Here is a 16,374-nt window from a genome sequence, read left to right as displayed (position 1 = left end):
GGCGGTCGCGCGTGAATGTCACACGCTCACGGTCTGATCTAGCGGTGCCGCGCCGGACCCGGTTCAGTCCAACTTGACGAACTACCCTGAACGCAGGGGGATTCGGCGCGCTATAGTACCAAGTTGGCCTTTGAAACCGCTTAAAAGAGCCTATGGACGCCCGACCGACGTGACAATACGCATCCGGGGTGCACGCACCCACAATCTCAAGAACGTCTCGCTGGACCTGCCGCGCCACAAACTGGTGGTCGTCACCGGCCTGTCCGGCTCGGGCAAGTCCTCGCTGGCGTTCGATACGCTGTATGCGGAGGGCCAACGACGTTACGTGGAAAGCCTGTCCGCGTATGCCCGCCAATTCCTCCAGCTGATGGACAAGCCGGACGTGGACCTGATCGAAGGGCTGTCGCCGGCCATATCGATCGAGCAGAAGGCCGCGGGGCACAACCCGCGCTCCACCGTCGGCACCATCACCGAGATCCACGACTACCTGCGCCTGCTGTATGCACGCGTGGGCACGCCCTACTGCCCGGACCACGGCCTGCCGCTGCAGGCGCAAAGCGTCAGCCAGATGGTCGACGCGGTGCTGGGCTGGACGCCGGAGACGCGCCTGGCGGTGCTGGCGCCCATCGCGCGCGGCAAGAAAGGCAGCTTCGAAGACGAATGCGCCAGCTTGCAAGCGCAGGGCTATGTGCGGCTGCGCGTGGACGGGCAACTGGTGGAAATCGACGGCATGGCGCCGTTGAAGAAGACCGAGAAGCACGACATCGACGTCGTCATCGACCGGCTGCGCATCAAGCCCGAAAGCAAGCAGCGCCTGGCGGAGAGCTTTGAAACCGCCCTGCTGCTGGCCGACGGCCGCGCGCTGGCGCTGAACATGGACAGCGAACGCGAACAGGTCTTCTCCAGCCGCTACGCCTGCCCGGTATGCAGTCACAGCCTGCCCGAACTGGAACCGCGGCTGTTCAGCTTCAACAATCCGATGGGCGCCTGCCCCAGTTGCGACGGCATCGGCCAAGTGGGCTTCTTCGACCCGAAACGCGTCGTCGCCTTCCCGGAACTGAGCCTGGCCGCCGGCGCGATCCGCGGCTGGGACCGCCGCAACGCGTTCACGCATTCGCTCCTGACGAGCCTGGCGGCGCATTATGAATTCGACATCGAAGCCCCCTTCGAAGAGCTGCCCGAAGCGCTGCGCGACAAGGTGCTGTACGGCTCCGGCGAAGAAGAGATCTCGTTCCTGTACCTGAACGAGAAGGGCCGCAGCACGGTCAAGCGCCACACGTTCGAAGGCGTCATCCCGAACCTGGAGCGCCGCTGGCGCGAGACGGATTCGGCGACGGTGCGCGAAGAACTGGGCAAGTACCGCAATATCAAGACCTGCCCGGACTGCGCCGGATCGCGCCTGCGCCCCGAAGCGCGCAACGTGCTGATCGGCCACGATCCGCGCGGCGGCGAACGCCATGGCCAGGCCATCTACGAAGTCGAGGCCATGCCGCTGTCCTCCTGCCTGGCCTGGTTCCGCGACTTGAACCTGACCGGCGCCAAGCAAGAGATCGCGCAGCGCATCGTGCGTGAAATCGAAGCGCGGCTCAGCTTCCTGAACAACGTCGGCCTGAACTACCTGTCGCTGGACCGCAGCGCCGACACGATCTCGGGCGGCGAAGCGCAGCGCATCCGGCTGGCCAGCCAGATCGGGTCGGGGCTGACCGGCGTGATGTACGTGCTGGACGAACCCTCCATCGGCCTGCACCAGCGCGACAACGACCGCCTGATCGGCACCTTGCAGCACCTGCGCGACCTCGGCAACAGCGTCATCGTCGTCGAGCACGACGAAGACATGATCCGCATGGCCGATTGGGTGGTGGACATGGGCCCGGGCGCGGGCGAGCACGGCGGCGAAGTCGTGTCGCAGGGCGATCCCGACACCGTGCAGCGCGACCCGAATTCGCTGACGGGCCAGTACCTGAGCGGCGCGCGCGAGATCGCGATCCCGCCGCGCCGTCCGGTCAACGACGAACTGCCTTGGCTGACGCTGACCGGCGCCAGCGGCAATAACCTGAAGGATGTGGAACTGCGCATTCCGGCCGGGCGGCTGGTGTGCGTGACGGGCGTGTCGGGATCCGGCAAGTCCACCCTCGTCAACGACACGCTGGCGATCGCGGTGTCGCGCCAGCTGCACCATGCGCAAAGCGAGCCCGCCCCCTACGTGTCCATGCAGGGGCTGGAGAACTTCGACAAGATCATCAGCGTGGACCAAAGCCCCATCGGCCGCACCCCGCGCAGCAACCCGGCCACCTACACGGGCCTGTTCACGCCCATCCGCGAACTGTTCGCCGGCGTGCCGGAAGCGCGCACGCGCGGCTACGACCCCGGCCGATTCAGCTTCAACGTCAAGGGCGGCCGCTGCGAGGCCTGCCAGGGCGACGGCGTGGTCAAGGTCGAAATGCACTTCCTGCCCGACATGTACGTGCCTTGCGACGTCTGCCACGGCAAGCGCTACAACCGCGAAACGCTGGAAATCCGCTACCGCGGCCGCAACATCAGCGAAGTGCTGGACCTGACGGTTGAACAGGCGCTGGAGTATTTCGAGTCCGTGCCCGCGATTTCCCGCAAGCTGCACACCTTGATCGACGTCGGTCTGTCCTATATTCGTCTAGGCCAAAGCGCGACCACGCTGTCGGGCGGCGAGGCGCAGCGCGTGAAGCTGTCTCAGGAACTGTCGCGCCGCAGCACCGGTCGCACGCTGTACATCCTGGACGAGCCCACCACCGGCTTGCATTTCCGCGATATCGAGCTACTGTTGCAAGTGCTTAACCAGCTAGTCGACAGCGGCAACACCGTGCTCATCATCGAACACAACCTGGACGTCATCAAGACGGCCGACTGGTTGATCGACATGGGTCCGGAAGGCGGCGACGGCGGCGGCTACGTGGTGGCGCAAGGCACTCCCGAAGATGTCGCGGCCGCAGCGGCCAGCCACACCGGGCAGTACCTGGGCAAGCTGCTGCGCCGCAATGCCGCACGATGAACCTGCACACCGAAGCGAAAACCCGGGCAACCCCTGTGTAAGGAAATACGGCATGTACACCTTGATCATCGCCAACAAGAACTACTCGTCGTGGTCCTTGCGCCCCTGGATCGCACTGCGCGCCTCGGGCGTTGCCTTTACCGAGCAAAAGCTCGGGTTTTTCACGGAAGCGTTCACGCGCCAGGTGGGCGCGGTGTCGCCCGCGGGCCTGGTGCCGGTACTGCTGGACGGGGATTTCGCCGTCTGGGATTCCCTGGCCATCTGCGAATACGTGGCCGAACAGCGCCCCGACGCGCAGCTATGGCCGAAAGACGCGAAGGCGCGCGCCCGCGCGCGATCGCTGGCGGCGCAGATGCACAGCGGCTTCGGTGCGCTGCGCCAGGCCATGCCGATGAACATCGAAGCGCATCTTCCCGGCATCGACCTGCCCGAAGCGGCGAAGCAGGACGTCTTGCGCCTGCAATCCATCTGGCGTGAAACGCGAGCCGAATTCGGCCAGGGCGGCCCGTTTCTGTTCGGGGCGTTTTCGATCGCGGATGCGTTCTTCGCGCCGGTCGTGTCGCGCTTCACCACCTATGGCGTTGCCGCCGCCGGCCCCGTGCGCGACTACATGGACGCGGTACTGGCGTTGCCGGCCATGCAGGAATGGATGCGCGATGCGCGCGCCGAGGCCACCTTCGTTCCCGAAGACGAGCCCTACCGAAAACATCGCTGAACCGCGCCGCGTCGGTCTGCTCAATCGTGCAGCCGCTGCGCCATGAAGCCGCGCACGAGTGCCATCGCGGGCGCTTCGGTGCGGCCTGTCAAGGTCACCAGCGCGAATAGCGCGTGGCTGCGCAACGGCGGATCGCTGGGCAATTCCATCAATTCGCCGGCGGCGATGCCGGCGCGGGCCGCGCCCACGATCCCCAGGAACACCGCGTCCGACACGCGCACCGCGTCAAGCAGGCTGCCGATCTCGTCGCAGCGCAGGCGCACCGACAGGCGCGGATCCGGCTCGATGCCGAAATGCTCGATCAGGATGCGCTCGGTATCGGCCGCAAGAAAAGTGGACGCCAAGGGATAGGCCGCAATATCGGCGAACCGCGGCGGCCGCGCCTGGCTGGCCAAGGGGTGGCCGCGCCGACAGATGAAACCGGCGCGCATCTGCGAGACCGGTTCGATGCGCAGGTCCGCCGAGGGCGAGATGCCCCGGGTATCGACCACCAGCGCGTCCAGGCGCCGTTCGCGCAGTAGCGCCAAATGCGCCTCCAGCGGGCCGCGCATGAGTTCCAGATGCAATTGCGGGTGGCGCTGCGCGACATGCGTCAGCAGCGGCGTCATCAGCATCGCGCCAGGCCCCGAACCCAGGCCAATGCGGAGGGTCCCCTGGTCCCCGTGGGTCAGCAGCTCAGCGCTGCGGCGCAGTTCGGCCGATTCGAACAGGATGCGCCGGGCCCGGCCGGCCACGGTCAGGCCCAACGGGGTCAGCTCGGTGCGCTTCCCCATGCGGTCCAGCAGCAACGCGCCCAGGTCTTCCTCCAGCAGGCGGATGCTGCGGCTCAACGCCGATTGCGTCAGATGCATGCGGTCGGCGGCGCGGCTGAAAGAACCTGCTTCAGCGACCGCCAGCAGATGCTCGAGCTGTTTGAGGTTCATCTTCAACTATGAGTTTTTCTTATAGCTTCCAGGATAACAATTCGTTAGACAACTAGCGAGACCTGTCCCTAGCATGCGGATCACCACCACATCACAAGGGGAAACTCGTGAGCACGCTTTCCGAACACCTGCGCCGCACGGCCTGTGCGCTGGCGCTGGGCGCAGCGCTGCTGCCGGCTCTGGAGGCCCGGGCGGCCGACTATCCCAGCCGGCCCGTCATGATGATGGTGCCTTACCCGGCCGGCGGCACTTCCGACGCCATCGCCCGCCTGGTGGCGACCCCCGTGTCGAAGACGCTGGGCCAGCCCGTGCTGGTCGAGAACCTGGGCGGCGTGAGCGGCGCGCTGGGCGCGCAAAAGGTCCTGGCGGCCAAATCCGACGGCTACTACCTGTTCCAGGGCTCCCCCAACGAACTGATCCTGTCGCCCATCGCCAACCCCGCGGTCAAGCTCAAGAGCGAGGATTTCCGGCTGGTGCAGATGATCGGCATGGCGCCGCTGGTGATCGTCGCGCGCAGCGACCTGCCCGCCAACAGCGCCGACGAACTGGCCGCGCTGGCGCGCTCGCGCTCGGCGTCCCAGCCGCTCACCTTCGGCAGCGTCGGCGTCGGCTCGCTTTACCACGTGCTGGGCGAACACCTGGCCCGCACCATTGGCGCGACCATGATCCACGTGCCCTACAAGGGCGGCGCGCCGCTGATGCAGGATATCGGCGGCGGCCAGGTCGATCTGGCCATCCTGCCGCTGTCGCAGCAGCAGATGGCCCTGGCCGAACAGGGCCGCATCAAGCTGCTGGCCACGCTCGACCCGCAACGCAGCCAGCTCCCGTCTTTGACGGCGGTACCGTCGGTCAATGAAGGCCAACAGTTGAAGGGTTTCAACTTCACCACCTGGACCGGCTATTTCGTCAAACGCGACACCCCCGACGACGTGGTCCTGCGCCTGCACGCGGCACTGAACGACGCCATGCAGGATCCCACCGTGAAACGCGGCCTGGAATTCCAGAACATCGAGGTCTCGGCACCCATGGGCGCGGATGCGGCGGAAGCGATGTACCGCAGCGAAACCGGCCGCTTCCGCGACATCGCCCGCCGCCTGGAACTGGCCGGCAAACCCTGACCGACGCCGCCCCCAAGACAAGGAACCACCCGCCATGCATCCGATCCTGCAGACCCTGACCGCCCAGGCCGACGAGTTCATCTCGATCCGGCGAGACATCCATCGCCACCCCGAACTCGGCTTCCAGGAATTCCGCACCAGCGACCTGGTCGCGCAATGCCTCACCCAATGGGGTTATGACGTGGAACGCGGACTGGGCGGCACCGGCGTCGTCGGGCAGTTGCGCCGCGGCACGGGCCCCAAGCGCCTGGGCCTGCGCGCCGACATGGACGCCTTGCCCATCCAGGAGGCCACCGGCCTGGACCACGCCAGCCGCAACGAGGGCGTCATGCATGCCTGCGGCCACGACGGCCACACCGCCATGCTCCTGGCGGCGGCGCACCATCTGGCCAGGCATGGCGAGTTCGACGGCACCCTCAACCTGATCTTCCAACCCGCCGAAGAGGGGCTGGGCGGCGCCAAACGCATGATGGAGGACGGGCTGTTCAAGAAATATCCCTGCGACGCCATTTTCGCCATGCACAACATGCCCGGCCACCCGCAAGGCCAGCTGCTGCTGCGCGACGGCCCCACCATGGCCTCGTCCGACAACGTCACCATCGTGCTGGAGGGTGTGGGGGGGCACGGCGCGGTGCCGCACCGCGCCGCCGACCCCGTCGTGGCGGGCGCGGCGATCGTGATGGGGTTGCAGAGCATCGTGGCCCGCAACATCGACCCGCTGCACATGGCGGTGATCACCGTGGGCGCGTTCAATGCCGGCCGCGCCAACAACGTCATTCCGCAGACCGCGACGCTCAAGCTCAGCGTCCGCGCGCTGGACCGGACGGTGCGCGACACTTTGCAGGCGCGCATCACCGAACTGGTCCACAACCAGGCGGCCAGCTACCAGGTGCGAGCGACGATCGACTATGGCCGCGGCTATCCGGTGCTGGTGAATACCCTGGCCGAAACCGATTTCGCGCGGCAGGTGGCGGTGGAACTCGTCGGCACCGACAACGTGGATCCGCAGACCCGGCCGCTGACCGGCAGCGAAGACTTCGCCTTCATGCTGGAAGACGTGCCCGGCTCTTACTTGCTGGTCGGCAACGGCGATGGCTCGGCGGACGGCTTCAACAGCGGCCACGGCGCCTGCATGGTCCACAACCCCGGCTACGATTTCAACGACCACAGCCTGCCCGTGGGCGCGGCGTACTGGGTGTTGCTGACCCAGCGCTATCTGGCGCGCTGAGGCACGGCCTGCCCGCCCTACGCCATCTCGAACAGGCGCTTGTGTTCGCGGATGGCGTAGCGGTCGGTCATGCCGGCGATGTAGTCGGCGATCGCGCGGGCCTGGTCATTGAAGGCCGGGCGGCGGTAATCCGGCGGCAGCAGGCGCGGGTCTTCCAGGAAGGCCACGAACAGTTCGCGCACGATGCGGCGCGCCTTGGCGGTCATCCGCAGCACCTGGAAGTGCCGGTACAGGTTGTCGAACAGGAACTTCTTCAGCGCATCGGCCTCGCGGCGGATATCGTCTGAAAAACCCGCCAGCGGCGGCGCGCGGCGCACATCGTCGGCACTGGCCGGCGCCGCGTCGCGGATGCGCGCAAGCGACGTCTGCGTCAAGTCCACGATCAGCGTATTGATCATGCGCCGTATGGTTTCGGCCACCGCGCGGCGCGAGGCCAGGCCCGGATAGCGGTCCAGCACATAGGCATGGTGGCGTTCGAAGATCGAGACCTCTTGCAGCTGCTCCAGCGTGATCAGCCCGGAACGCAAGCCGTCGTCGATGTCGTGGTTGTTGTAGGCCACCTCGTCCGCCAGGTTCGCCAGTTGCGCTTCCAGCGACGGCTGGGTGCGGTTCAGGAAGCGTTCGCCCACGTCGCCCAGTTGACGCGCGTGCGCGGTCGAGCAGTGCTTCAGGATGCCTTCCCGGGTTTCAAAACAGAGGTTCAAGCCATTGAAGTCCGCGTAGCGTTCTTCAAGCTCGTCGACGACGCGCAGGCTTTGCAGATTGTGTTCGAAGCCGCCGGCCTCGGGCGCCAGTTCGCGCATGCAGGCGTTGAGCTCGTCCTGCCCCGCGTGCCCGAACGGCGTGTGGCCGAGGTCGTGCGCCAGCGAGATGGCTTCGGTCAGGTCTTCTGACAGCCCCAGGCTGCGGGCCAGCGTGCGGGCGATTTGCGCCACTTCCAGGCTGTGGGTCAGGCGCGTGCGGAACAGGTCACCTTCATGGTTCACGAAGACCTGCGTCTTGTATTCCAGGCGCCGGAAGGCGCCAGAATGCACGATGCGGTCGCGATCGCGCTGGAATTCCGTCCGATTTTCAGGCGGCGGCTCGGCATAGGCCCGGCCGCGCGATTGAGACGGGTCGGATGCGTAGGAAGCCAGTTCTTTCATCTGCAACACCGTCTCCGGTCGCGGTTATTGAGTGGTGCGGGCCAGGACGGCGCGCACCGCGTCGTCCGGAGCGGACTGCATGAAGGCTTCGCCGATGCGGGGCATCAGCACGTAACGGATCGAGCCGCCCTCGGTCTTCTTGTCCACCTGCATCAGGTCCAGCCAGCGGTCCGCGCCCAGGTCGGGCGCCACCACCGGGCAGCCGATGGCCGCCACCAGCGCGCGCACGCGCTCGACGTCGGCGCGGTCGAAGCCCGCCACGTCCGCCGACAATTCAGCCGCCTGCACCATGCCGCAGCCCACGGCCTCGCCATGTAGCCAGGCGCCATAGCCCAGTCCGGATTCGATCGCGTGGCCGAAGGTATGGCCCAGGTTCAGGATGGCGCGCAGGCCGGACTCGCGTTCGTCCTTGCCCACCACCTGCGCCTTCAGTTCGCAAGAGCGGCGGATGGCGTAGGCGACGGCTTGCGGGTCCAGGTCGCGCAATGGCTGCACATTGGCTTCGCACCAGGTCCAGAAGGCCGGATCCAGGATCAGGCCGTACTTGATCACTTCGGCCAGGCCGGCGGAAACTTCACGCGCCGGCAAGGTGTTCAGCACATCCGTGTCGATTTCCACCGCCACTGGCTGGTAGAAGGCGCCGATCATGTTCTTGCCCAGCGGATGGTTGACGGCCGTCTTGCCGCCCACCGACGAATCCACCTGGGCCAGCAGGGTCGTGGGCACCTGCAGGAAGCGCACGCCGCGCATGTAGACGGCGGCCGCGAAGCCTGTCATGTCGCCGATCACGCCGCCGCCCAACGCCACCAGCACGCAGCGGCGGTCCAGGCGATGCGTCAGCAAGGCGTCGAAAATCAGGTTCAGCGATTGCCAGTCCTTGTAGGCCTCGCCGTCGGGCAGTTCGATGCGCAGCACCCGCTTGCCGCTGCGGGCCAGCGCCGCCTCGGCGCGCTCGCCGTACAGCGCCGCCACCGTGGGGTTGGTGACGACCGCGATTGCGGTGGCGTCGGCGGGGATGCATTGGTCCAGGGCATCGATGCGACCGGGACCGATATGGATCGGATAGCTTCCGCCCGGGGTGTCGACGTCAACAACGTTCATATGCGCTTCTCAAAGGCTTGTAATTGCGGCAGCAGCGCCTTGACCAGGGTGTGGATGGGCGTCGACCCGGTTTCCACCACCAGATCGGCGACTTCCTTGTAGAGGGGTTCCCGCAGGGTCATCAGATCCCGCAGGGTGCCGCGGGGATCCGCGGTGGCCAGCAAGGGGCGGTTGCGGTCGCGGCAGGTCCTGCGGAACAATTCGTCCACGCTGGCCCTCAAATAGACGACGATTCCGCGTTCGTGCAGGCGCTGGCGGTTTTCCGCCGCCAGGATCGCGCCCCCGCCGGTGGCAAGAATAATGTTGCGCCGTTGGGTACACTCTTCCAAAGCGGCGGACTCACGGCGACGGAAACCGGTTTCGCCCTCGATTTCGAAGATTACCGGCACCCGTACGCCGCAACGCGCCTCGAGCTCATGATCCAGATCCATAAACTCGCGTCCCAACGCACGCGCCAGGCTCCGGCCGATGGTCGTCTTGCCCGCCCCCATCATCCCGACCAGGAAGACGGGCAGGTCGTGCGGCAACGACACGGTCTTGCCTGTGCACTCCATGGCGCAAGGCAAGTTTTCAGTCCCCTCGTCGGAGGGCGCTGGGTCCGGATCAGCCTCCGGACATGAGTGGGCGGAAAAGTTCATGACGGCATTATCACATCTGCCGCCAGTTGCCCGCGCACCACATTGAACTATCTTGTTACAGAAACCGATCCCCCGCGCTAAGCCGGGCCCGGAGAGTCCCGTAAAATCGCCGCGATGAGCAAGCCCCAGAATTCCTCCAAGAAAGACAAGCCCGCCAAGAGCGGCTCCCCGATACTGCGATTCTTCGTGAAGGCCGGCATCTTCTGTGCCGGCCTGTTCCTGTGCGGCGTACTGCTGGCGGGGATGGCGTTGGCATTGGCCTGGCCGAACCTGCCGGACCTGAACGCCATGACGGACTATCGCCCGCGGGTGCCGCTGCGCGTCTATACGGCGGACCGCGTCCTGATCGGCGAATTCGGCGAAGAACGCCGCAACGTGCTGCGCTTCAATGAAATTCCGGACGTCATGAAGTCCGCGGTGCTGGCGGCCGAAGACGACCGTTTCTACCAGCACGGCGGGATCGACTGGATGGGCGTGGCGCGGGCCGGCCTGACCAACCTGATCAACATGTCGAAGACGCAGGGCGCCAGCACCATCACGATGCAGGTGGCGCGCAACTTCTACCTGTCGTCGGAAAAGACCTATTCGCGCAAGTTCTACGAGCTGCTGCTGACGTTCAAGATCGAATCCGAGCTCTCCAAGGACCAGATCCTTGAGCTCTACATGAACCAGATCTACCTGGGCCACCGCGCCTACGGTTTCGCCGCCGCCTCGCGCACCTACTTCGGCAAGCCGCTGTCGGAAGTGACGCCGGCCGAAGCCGCCATGCTGGCCGGCATCCCCAAGGCCCCCTCGCGCTTCAATCCGATCTCGAACCGCCCCCGCGCCGAATTGCGCCAGCGCTACGTGCTGGGCCGCATGCAATCGCTGGGCTATCTGACCGAGCCCGAGTACAAGCAGGCGATGGCGCAGCAGATCGTCATGAAGTCGGCGGAAGGCACGCCGGCCGGCGGCTATTCCATCCACGGCGAGTACGTGGCCGAACTGGCCCGCCAGCTGCTCTACAACGTGTACCAGGACAACGTCTATTCGCGCGGCATCAACATCTACACGACCGTGCAGTCCAAGGACCAGGAAGCCGCCTACCGCGCCGTGCGCGAAGGCGTGCTGGAATACACGCGCCGCGCGCCCTACCCCGGCCCCGAAGAGCAACTGGACCTGCCCCCGGGCACCGAGAACAATCCCGCCGCGCTGGATGAATTCCTGGACGGCGTGTTCGACAAGTTCAGCGACAGCGGCGACCTGCTGACCGCGCTGGTGCTGTCGGCAAGCCCCACCGAAGTGAAGCTGGCCCGCAGCTCGCGCGAGATCATCACCGTCACCGACAAGAAGGTGCTGGGCGTGGTGGCCCGCGCGCTGAACGACAAGGCCAAGCCCGAACAGCGCATCAAGCGCGGTTCCGTCGTCTACATCCGCAAGTTCGGCGACAACTGGGAAATCATCAACCTGCCCTCGGTGCAGGCGGCCTTCGTGGCGCTGGCGCCGCAGGACGGCGCCATCCGCGCGATGGTGGGCGGCTTCGATTTCTACCGCGGCAACTTCAACCGCGTGACGCAGGCCTGGCGCCAGCCGGGCTCGAACATCAAGCCCTTCATCTACGCCGCCTCGCTGGAGCGCGGCCTGACGCCGGCCACGCAGATTTCCGACCAGCCGTTCGAGCTGACCGCCGCGCAGACCGGCTCCAAGGCCTGGAACCCGAAGAACTACGGCAACCAGTACGAGCCCATGCTGACCTTGCGCCAGGGCCTGTACAAGTCGAAGAACATGGTGTCGATCCGCATCCTGCAAGCCATCGGCCCGCAGTACGCGCAGGACTACCTGACCCGCTTCGGCTTCGACAAGGCCCGCCAGCCGGCCGTGCTGCCGCTGGCGCTGGGCGCGGGTTCGGTCACGCCGTTGCAACTGGCCGGCGCGTTCTCGGTGTTCGCCAACGGCGGCTACCGCGTCACGCCCTACCTGATCGACCGCGTCACCGACAGCAACGGCAAAGTCATCATGCAGTCCAAGCCGGTCGTGGCCGGCGACGCGGCCGCGCGCGCCATCGATCCGCGCACCGCCTGGATCATGGACGACATCCTGCGCGGCGTGGCCACCTACGGCACCGCGGCACGCGCCCGCGCCCTGCTCAAGCGCAACGACATCGCCGGCAAGACGGGCACCACCAACGAATCCGTGGACGCCTGGTTCTCGGGCTACACGCCGAGCCTGGTGGCGACCTCGTGGCTGGGCTTCGACCAGCCCAAGTCGCTGGGCTCGCGTGAAACCGGCGGCGGCGTGGCCATGCCGATCTGGGTCGACTACATGCAGGAAGTGCTGAAAGGCGTGCCGGAAGAAAAGCCGCGCGCCCGCCCCGACGGCATCATCGTCGAGAACGGCGAGTTCTACTTCTCGGAGTTCCCGCCTGGACAAGCCGTCGCCCGCCTGGGGCTGGCGGAAGCCGACACGCTGGGTGAATTCCTGCACGGCCTGGGCAGCAGCAACGAAGACACGAAGATCAAGGTTGCGCCAGGCGTCGGGACGCAGAACGCCGCTCCCTGGTCGCAGAAGATCCCGTTCTGATGAAAAAAGGCCGGCCTTGATAGGCCGGCCTTTTTATGTCGGGGTGGGCAGTTTTACAGTTTCAGCGTCACGGGCACGCCCGCCGCGGCGGAGCAGATCTGGGACAAGGCGTCGGGCAATTGCGGGCCACCCCGGGTATCGTTCCAGTGCTGGCCGTCGTAGCGGTAGTGGAAACCGCCGCTGCGCGCGGCCACCCATAGCTCCTGCATGGCGGCCTGGCTGTTCACCACGACGTGGGTATTGTCCTCGAACACCATCGTCAGCACATTACCGCTGCGGCTGGTTTCGACGTCGACGTCGAGCGAAGCCGCCCAGTCATCGGCCTGGCTTTCGATGCTGTCCAGCACCTGGTCGATCAATGCAAGAAATTCGGTTTCGGTCATAATCGAGCCTGCAAGAATTACGGAGTTCCCAGTGTTCCAATTGGCATTCAGCCGCATGGCTTTCCGCATTGTAGCCACGCTCTTGGCCTCCGGCATGGTTGCGGCCTGCGGGTACAAGGGTCCTTTGTATATGCCGACGCCTGACGGCAAGCCGCCGTCGCGCACGCCGGCACAGCCCACCCAACAGATTCCGCCGGCGCCGACGATCCCATGACGCCCGCCTATCCCGTGCAGCCAGACCTGGCCGGCCACCCCTACTTCCAGTACCGCAACAACGTACTGTACGCCGAGGATGTGCCGCTGGACCATCTGGCGCATGGGCTAGGCACACCGCTGTACGTCTATTCGCGCGCCGCCCTGAAAGCCGCCTGGGAAACCTACCGCAGCGCAGTCGGGCAGCGGCCGGTGCTGGTCTGCTACGGCATGAAGGCCAATTCCAACCTGGCGGTGCTGAAGGAATTCGCGCGCCTGGGCGCAGGCTTCGACATCGTGTCCGGCGGCGAACTCAAACGCGCGCTGGCGGCCGGTGCCGCCCCGTCCCGGATCGTGTTTTCGGGCGTGGGCAAGCAGGCCTGGGAAATGCGCGACGCGCTCTTGGCCCAGGTGAAATGCTTCAACGTGGAATCCGTGGCCGAATTGCACCGGCTGTCGGAAGTGGCCGAAAACATGGGCGTGCGCGCCCCCGTGTCGCTACGGGTCAACCCCGACGTCGACGCGCAGACCCACCCCTACATCTCCACCGGCCTGAAAGAAAACAAGTTCGGCATCGCCATCGATGCGGCGCTGGACGCCTATCGCACGGCGCAATCCTTGCCGGGCCTGGATATCGTCGGCGTCGATTGCCATATCGGCTCGCAGCTGACCGACATCAGTCCCTATTTCGACGCGCTGGAAAAGCTGCTGGACCTGATCGACACGCTCGGCCAGGAAGGCATCCAGATCGCTCACCTGGACCTGGGCGGCGGCCTGGGCATCCGCTACGCGGACGAGACGCCGCCTTCGCCCAAAGCCTTGCTGGACCGGGTCTTCGAACGCCTGAACGCGCGCGGCCACGGGCATCTGCACCTGGTGCTGGAACCCGGCCGTTCCTTGATCGGCAACGCCGGCGTGCTGCTGACCACGGTCCAGTACCTGAAGCATGCCGAGGCGCGCAATTTCGCCATCGTCGATGCCGCCATGAATGACTTGCTGCGCCCGGCCCTGTACGACGCGTTCCATGGCGTGCGGGCCCTGCGTCCGCGCGCAGACGAGCCGGCCGACTACGACATCGTCGGCCCGGTATGCGAAAGCGCCGATTGGCTGGCCCGGCAGCGCCCCCTGGCGATTCAGCAGGGCGACGTGCTGGCGGTGGAATCGGCGGGCGCCTATGGCATGGCCATGGCCAGCAACTACAACGCGCGCGTGCGCCCGGCCGAAGTGATGGTCGACGGCGACAGGTACTACGTGGTGCGTCAGCGGGAAACCCTGGACGATCTGCTCAAGGGCGAGTCCACGCTGCCGTAAGCCCGCGTCCGCCGTCAGGCGGCCTCGGGCGGCCAGGCGCAGGTTTCCATCCCTTCATTTGAAGTCATGCGAAATGACGGCCGGCCTGTCGGGCGCGACGGTCAGCGTCATGCTGTGGTCCCCCGCCGACGCGTTGCGCACCGTCACCCGGTAACGCCCCGGCGCCAGCGACAGCTCCCGCAATGGCGGGCTGAACCCCCGTGAACGGCCATTGATCAGCACCTCACCCCACGGACGCACGGCCACACGCACCACCACGGGCGCCGTCTTGGGCGGCGCCGGCGGCACGGCCGCGGCCGGCGCAGCGGGCTCGGCGGCGGGGGCCGGCGCTGGCGGTTCGGGGACCGGTTCGGGGACCGGCTCGGGGACCGGGTTGATGGCGGGTTCGGCGGACGCCGGCGCTGGTGCCGCATTGCCGGTTGCCGGCGGCACGGCGGGATCCGCGGCAGGCGGGGCTTGGGGAGGATCCGGCTGCCGCGCCGGCGCGAGCGCGGGCGGCGATGCCGGCGGTGTGTTGGCCAGTTGCACGGGCGGCGCCGTCGTTTGAATCCAGGCGTAGCCTCCCCCCGCCAACAATAAGGCGCATACCAGCGCCCACGGCAGGATGCGCCGGCCGCGGGAAGCTTCCGGCGGCGCCACGGTCAAGGCATCCTCCGTTGCCTGCGCCGGCATGTCATCGACGACCGGGGACTCGTCCGCCGGTGAAGGCAGGAGCGACGCCGGCGCGGCCGTGTTTTCCGGCGGCGGCAATGCGGCTCCCATCGCCGCGGCAAACGCCGCCATCGTCGCGGGCCGCGCGTGCGCGGGCAAGGCCAGGCCGCTGTCGACCGCGTCGCAGAACGCCTGGCCGTAGTTGTTCGCCCCCCATTCATGCAGCGGCCGGTAGTCATCGCGCACACGGCGTGCCAGAGCGCTTGGCGGCGCGCTTCCGGTGGCCAGGAAATAGGCCACCGCCGCCAGCCCGTGAACGTCGGTCCACGGGCCACAGGGATAGGCCGGGTCGTCCGTGTATTGCTCGAATGCCGCATAGCCGGCTTGCCGGGGCGCGTCCTCGGCGTCCGGCGACGGCGCGACAGGCGGCGTGGCCAGAATGGCCTGGCCCGAAGGGCCATAGGCGACGGCCGCAGGACAAATGCCACCATGCACCTGGCCCGCAGCGTGCAGCGCCGCCAGCGGCCCGGCCAACCCGGCGACCATCCGCTCGATCGCCGCCTGGCGCCCCGGACCGGGAGGCAGGCGGGTGAGATTGTCCGGCGGCACTGCGGAAGGGGTGGACATGATGCGCGCTCCTCCGGGTTCGATAAGGGTCATGGCCGCCACGTGGGCAGCGACGAGAACAATCGGGCGAACAAGGTGGCATTCAGCGCGCCGCCATGCACATAGGTCTGCAACGCCGCGCCGTCCGCCTGGTTGGTCCACCAATAGCTGGTGTGCGAACTGGGGTTGAAGCAAAACGGCAAATCCGGCCACGCACCCAGCGCGCGGCGCGACAAAGGCGCCGATTCCTGCTCGCGCCCCGCGCGCAGGATGTCCATGATGTCGTTGCCCGCCGGCGGCGCGGACGGGCGTGGCGCAGCGGCTGGCATGCGCACCTGCTGCAGGCTGCGGTCGAACTGTTCCGGGGCGCAGCCGTGGCGGACCGCGGCCAGCATGCTGGCGCCCACCTGCCGGTAGTAGTCGCTGGCCCCGTCCAGGATGCTGCTGTGATACTGCGCGGGCGGCAACGCCGCGACCACGCACAGCGGGTAGCCGCGCCCCACGCGGTCGCGGCTGGGCGTGATGCAGCCCAATTGCGCCACGCCCGTCCCGGGCCCCGCCGGAATGGCGAAATTCCAGATCGGCGCGGACGCGAAACTGCGCGCTGCCGCAGCATCCGGCGCCTGCTTGATCGCGACCAGCCCGAACTGCAGCCAACGGTCCCACCAGGCGATCAATTCACGCGGCAGGCGCCGGTGCACGAAGTCGCCCGCTGCCGGGATCTTGCCGTACCAGCCTACCTGCCCGAACTCCAAGCCTAGCTCCATATCCCTGTCCTG

14 protein-coding genes are annotated in these 16,374 nt (G+C 66.9%); 7 read left to right on the top strand and 7 right to left on the bottom strand.

Annotated elements, in window-relative coordinates:
- The first annotated feature begins 169 nt into the window (after nucleotides 1-169).
- Nucleotides 170-3,025 (top strand): excinuclease ABC subunit UvrA, encoded by a 2,856-nt coding sequence (gene uvrA, locus A9973_RS29495; protein ID WP_183017103.1) that lies wholly within the window; start codon nucleotides 170-172, stop codon nucleotides 3,023-3,025.
- 52 nt (nucleotides 3,026-3,077) lie between these two features.
- Nucleotides 3,078-3,740, top strand: a complete 663-nt coding sequence (locus tag A9973_RS29490) for a glutathione S-transferase family protein (RefSeq protein WP_183017102.1) — start codon at nucleotides 3,078-3,080, stop codon at nucleotides 3,738-3,740.
- Nucleotides 3,741-3,760: 20 nt separating this feature from the next.
- On the opposite strand, the gene A9973_RS29485 is transcribed toward A9973_RS29490, so the two are convergent.
- The gene (locus A9973_RS29485; protein WP_183017101.1) at nucleotides 3,761-4,663 is read right to left on the bottom strand and encodes a LysR family transcriptional regulator; all 903 of its coding nucleotides are present in this window, start codon (nucleotides 4,661-4,663) and stop codon (nucleotides 3,761-3,763) included.
- Between the two features lie 107 nt (nucleotides 4,664-4,770).
- On the opposite strand from A9973_RS29485, the gene A9973_RS29480 reads away from it, so the two are divergent.
- The gene (locus A9973_RS29480; RefSeq protein ID WP_183017100.1) at nucleotides 4,771-5,781 is read left to right on the top strand and encodes a tripartite tricarboxylate transporter substrate binding protein; all 1,011 of its coding nucleotides are present in this window, start codon (nucleotides 4,771-4,773) and stop codon (nucleotides 5,779-5,781) included.
- 34 nt (nucleotides 5,782-5,815) lie between these two features.
- Nucleotides 5,816-7,009: a M20 aminoacylase family protein gene (locus A9973_RS29475; protein WP_183017099.1), complete on the top strand. Its 1,194-nt coding sequence runs from the start codon at nucleotides 5,816-5,818 to the stop codon at nucleotides 7,007-7,009.
- A gap of 17 nt (nucleotides 7,010-7,026) precedes the next feature.
- Here A9973_RS29475 and A9973_RS29470 read toward each other — a convergent pair whose 3' ends face one another.
- Genes A9973_RS29470 through A9973_RS29460 form a run of 3 tightly spaced genes read right to left on the bottom strand, consistent with a single transcriptional unit; the run spans nucleotide 7,027 to nucleotide 9,809 of the window.
- A complete protein-coding gene (locus A9973_RS29470; protein ID WP_183017098.1) occupies nucleotides 7,027-8,154 on the bottom strand; it encodes a deoxyguanosinetriphosphate triphosphohydrolase in 1,128 nt (375 codons plus the stop codon).
- A 24-nt stretch (nucleotides 8,155-8,178) separates the two neighbouring features.
- Complete coding sequence (aroB, locus tag A9973_RS29465) at nucleotides 8,179-9,255, bottom strand: 3-dehydroquinate synthase (RefSeq protein WP_183017097.1); 1,077 nt, start codon at nucleotides 9,253-9,255, stop codon at nucleotides 8,179-8,181.
- Nucleotides 9,252-9,809: a shikimate kinase gene (locus A9973_RS29460; protein WP_183017194.1), complete on the bottom strand. Its 558-nt coding sequence runs from the start codon at nucleotides 9,807-9,809 to the stop codon at nucleotides 9,252-9,254. Before A9973_RS29460 ends, aroB begins: the two co-directional genes overlap by 4 nt.
- A gap of 198 nt (nucleotides 9,810-10,007) precedes the next feature.
- On the opposite strand from A9973_RS29460, the gene A9973_RS29455 reads away from it, so the two are divergent.
- A complete protein-coding gene (locus tag A9973_RS29455; protein WP_183017096.1) occupies nucleotides 10,008-12,452 on the top strand; it encodes a penicillin-binding protein 1A in 2,445 nt (814 codons plus the stop codon).
- A gap of 53 nt (nucleotides 12,453-12,505) precedes the next feature.
- Here the strand turns inward: A9973_RS29455 and cyaY are convergent, their stop codons facing one another.
- The gene (gene cyaY, locus A9973_RS29450; protein WP_006227433.1) at nucleotides 12,506-12,835 is read right to left on the bottom strand and encodes an iron donor protein CyaY; all 330 of its coding nucleotides are present in this window, start codon (nucleotides 12,833-12,835) and stop codon (nucleotides 12,506-12,508) included.
- Between cyaY and A9973_RS31410 the strand changes: the two genes are divergently transcribed.
- Together A9973_RS31410 and lysA are read left to right on the top strand one after the other, a co-directional pair.
- On the top strand, nucleotides 12,786-13,049 hold the full coding sequence (locus A9973_RS31410; protein WP_370539548.1) for a lipoprotein: 264 nt from the start codon (nucleotides 12,786-12,788) through the stop codon (nucleotides 13,047-13,049). The two genes, cyaY and A9973_RS31410, sit on opposite strands and share 50 nt — an antisense overlap.
- Nucleotides 13,046-14,338, top strand: a complete 1,293-nt coding sequence (gene lysA / locus A9973_RS29440) for a diaminopimelate decarboxylase (RefSeq protein ID WP_183017094.1) — start codon at nucleotides 13,046-13,048, stop codon at nucleotides 14,336-14,338. Before A9973_RS31410 ends, lysA begins: the two co-directional genes overlap by 4 nt.
- 54 nt (nucleotides 14,339-14,392) lie before the next feature.
- Here lysA and A9973_RS29435 read toward each other — a convergent pair whose 3' ends face one another.
- Both A9973_RS29435 and tagF read right to left on the bottom strand, forming a co-directional pair.
- Nucleotides 14,393-15,616 (bottom strand): hypothetical protein, encoded by a 1,224-nt coding sequence (locus A9973_RS29435; protein ID WP_183017093.1) that lies wholly within the window; start codon nucleotides 15,614-15,616, stop codon nucleotides 14,393-14,395.
- A gap of 29 nt (nucleotides 15,617-15,645) precedes the next feature.
- Nucleotides 15,646-16,362, bottom strand: coding sequence for a type VI secretion system-associated protein TagF (gene tagF / locus A9973_RS29430; RefSeq protein WP_183017092.1), 717 nt, complete (start codon nucleotides 16,360-16,362; stop codon nucleotides 15,646-15,648).
- Between the last annotated feature and the right edge of the window lie 12 nt (nucleotides 16,363-16,374).

Origin of the sequence: Achromobacter sp. UMC46, assembly GCF_014170335.1 — a bacterium.
Lineage (GTDB): Bacteria > Pseudomonadota > Gammaproteobacteria > Burkholderiales > Burkholderiaceae_B > Achromobacter.
Note: the sequence above shows the minus strand (reverse complement) of the source record. Positions and strands in the feature narration are given on the sequence as shown.

Bases quoted from the DNA above. Each gene is read 5' to 3' on its own strand.
- A9973_RS29490 (WP_183017102.1), top strand. From the start codon at position 3,078: ATGTACACCTTGATCATCGCCAACAAGAACTACTCGTCGTGGTCCTTG.
- A9973_RS29485 (WP_183017101.1), bottom strand. From the start codon at position 4,663: ATGAACCTCAAACAGCTCGAGCATCTGCTGGCGGTCGCTGAAGCAGGT.
- A9973_RS29475 (WP_183017099.1), top strand. From the start codon at position 5,816: ATGCATCCGATCCTGCAGACCCTGACCGCCCAGGCCGACGAGTTCATC.
- A9973_RS29470 (WP_183017098.1), bottom strand. From the start codon at position 8,154: ATGAAAGAACTGGCTTCCTACGCATCCGACCCGTCTCAATCGCGCGGC.
- aroB (WP_183017097.1), bottom strand. From the start codon at position 9,255: ATGAACGTTGTTGACGTCGACACCCCGGGCGGAAGCTATCCGATCCAT.
- A9973_RS29460 (WP_183017194.1), bottom strand. From the start codon at position 9,809: ATGGAGTGCACAGGCAAGACCGTGTCGTTGCCGCACGACCTGCCCGTC.
- A9973_RS29455 (WP_183017096.1), top strand. From the start codon at position 10,008: ATGAGCAAGCCCCAGAATTCCTCCAAGAAAGACAAGCCCGCCAAGAGC.
- A9973_RS31410 (WP_370539548.1), top strand. From the start codon at position 12,786: ATGCTGTCCAGCACCTGGTCGATCAATGCAAGAAATTCGGTTTCGGTC.
- cyaY (WP_006227433.1), bottom strand. From the start codon at position 12,835: ATGACCGAAACCGAATTTCTTGCATTGATCGACCAGGTGCTGGACAGC.
- lysA (WP_183017094.1), top strand. From the start codon at position 13,046: ATGACGCCCGCCTATCCCGTGCAGCCAGACCTGGCCGGCCACCCCTAC.
- A9973_RS29435 (WP_183017093.1), bottom strand. From the start codon at position 15,616: ATGTCCACCCCTTCCGCAGTGCCGCCGGACAATCTCACCCGCCTGCCT.
- tagF (WP_183017092.1), bottom strand. From the start codon at position 16,362: ATGGAGCTAGGCTTGGAGTTCGGGCAGGTAGGCTGGTACGGCAAGATC.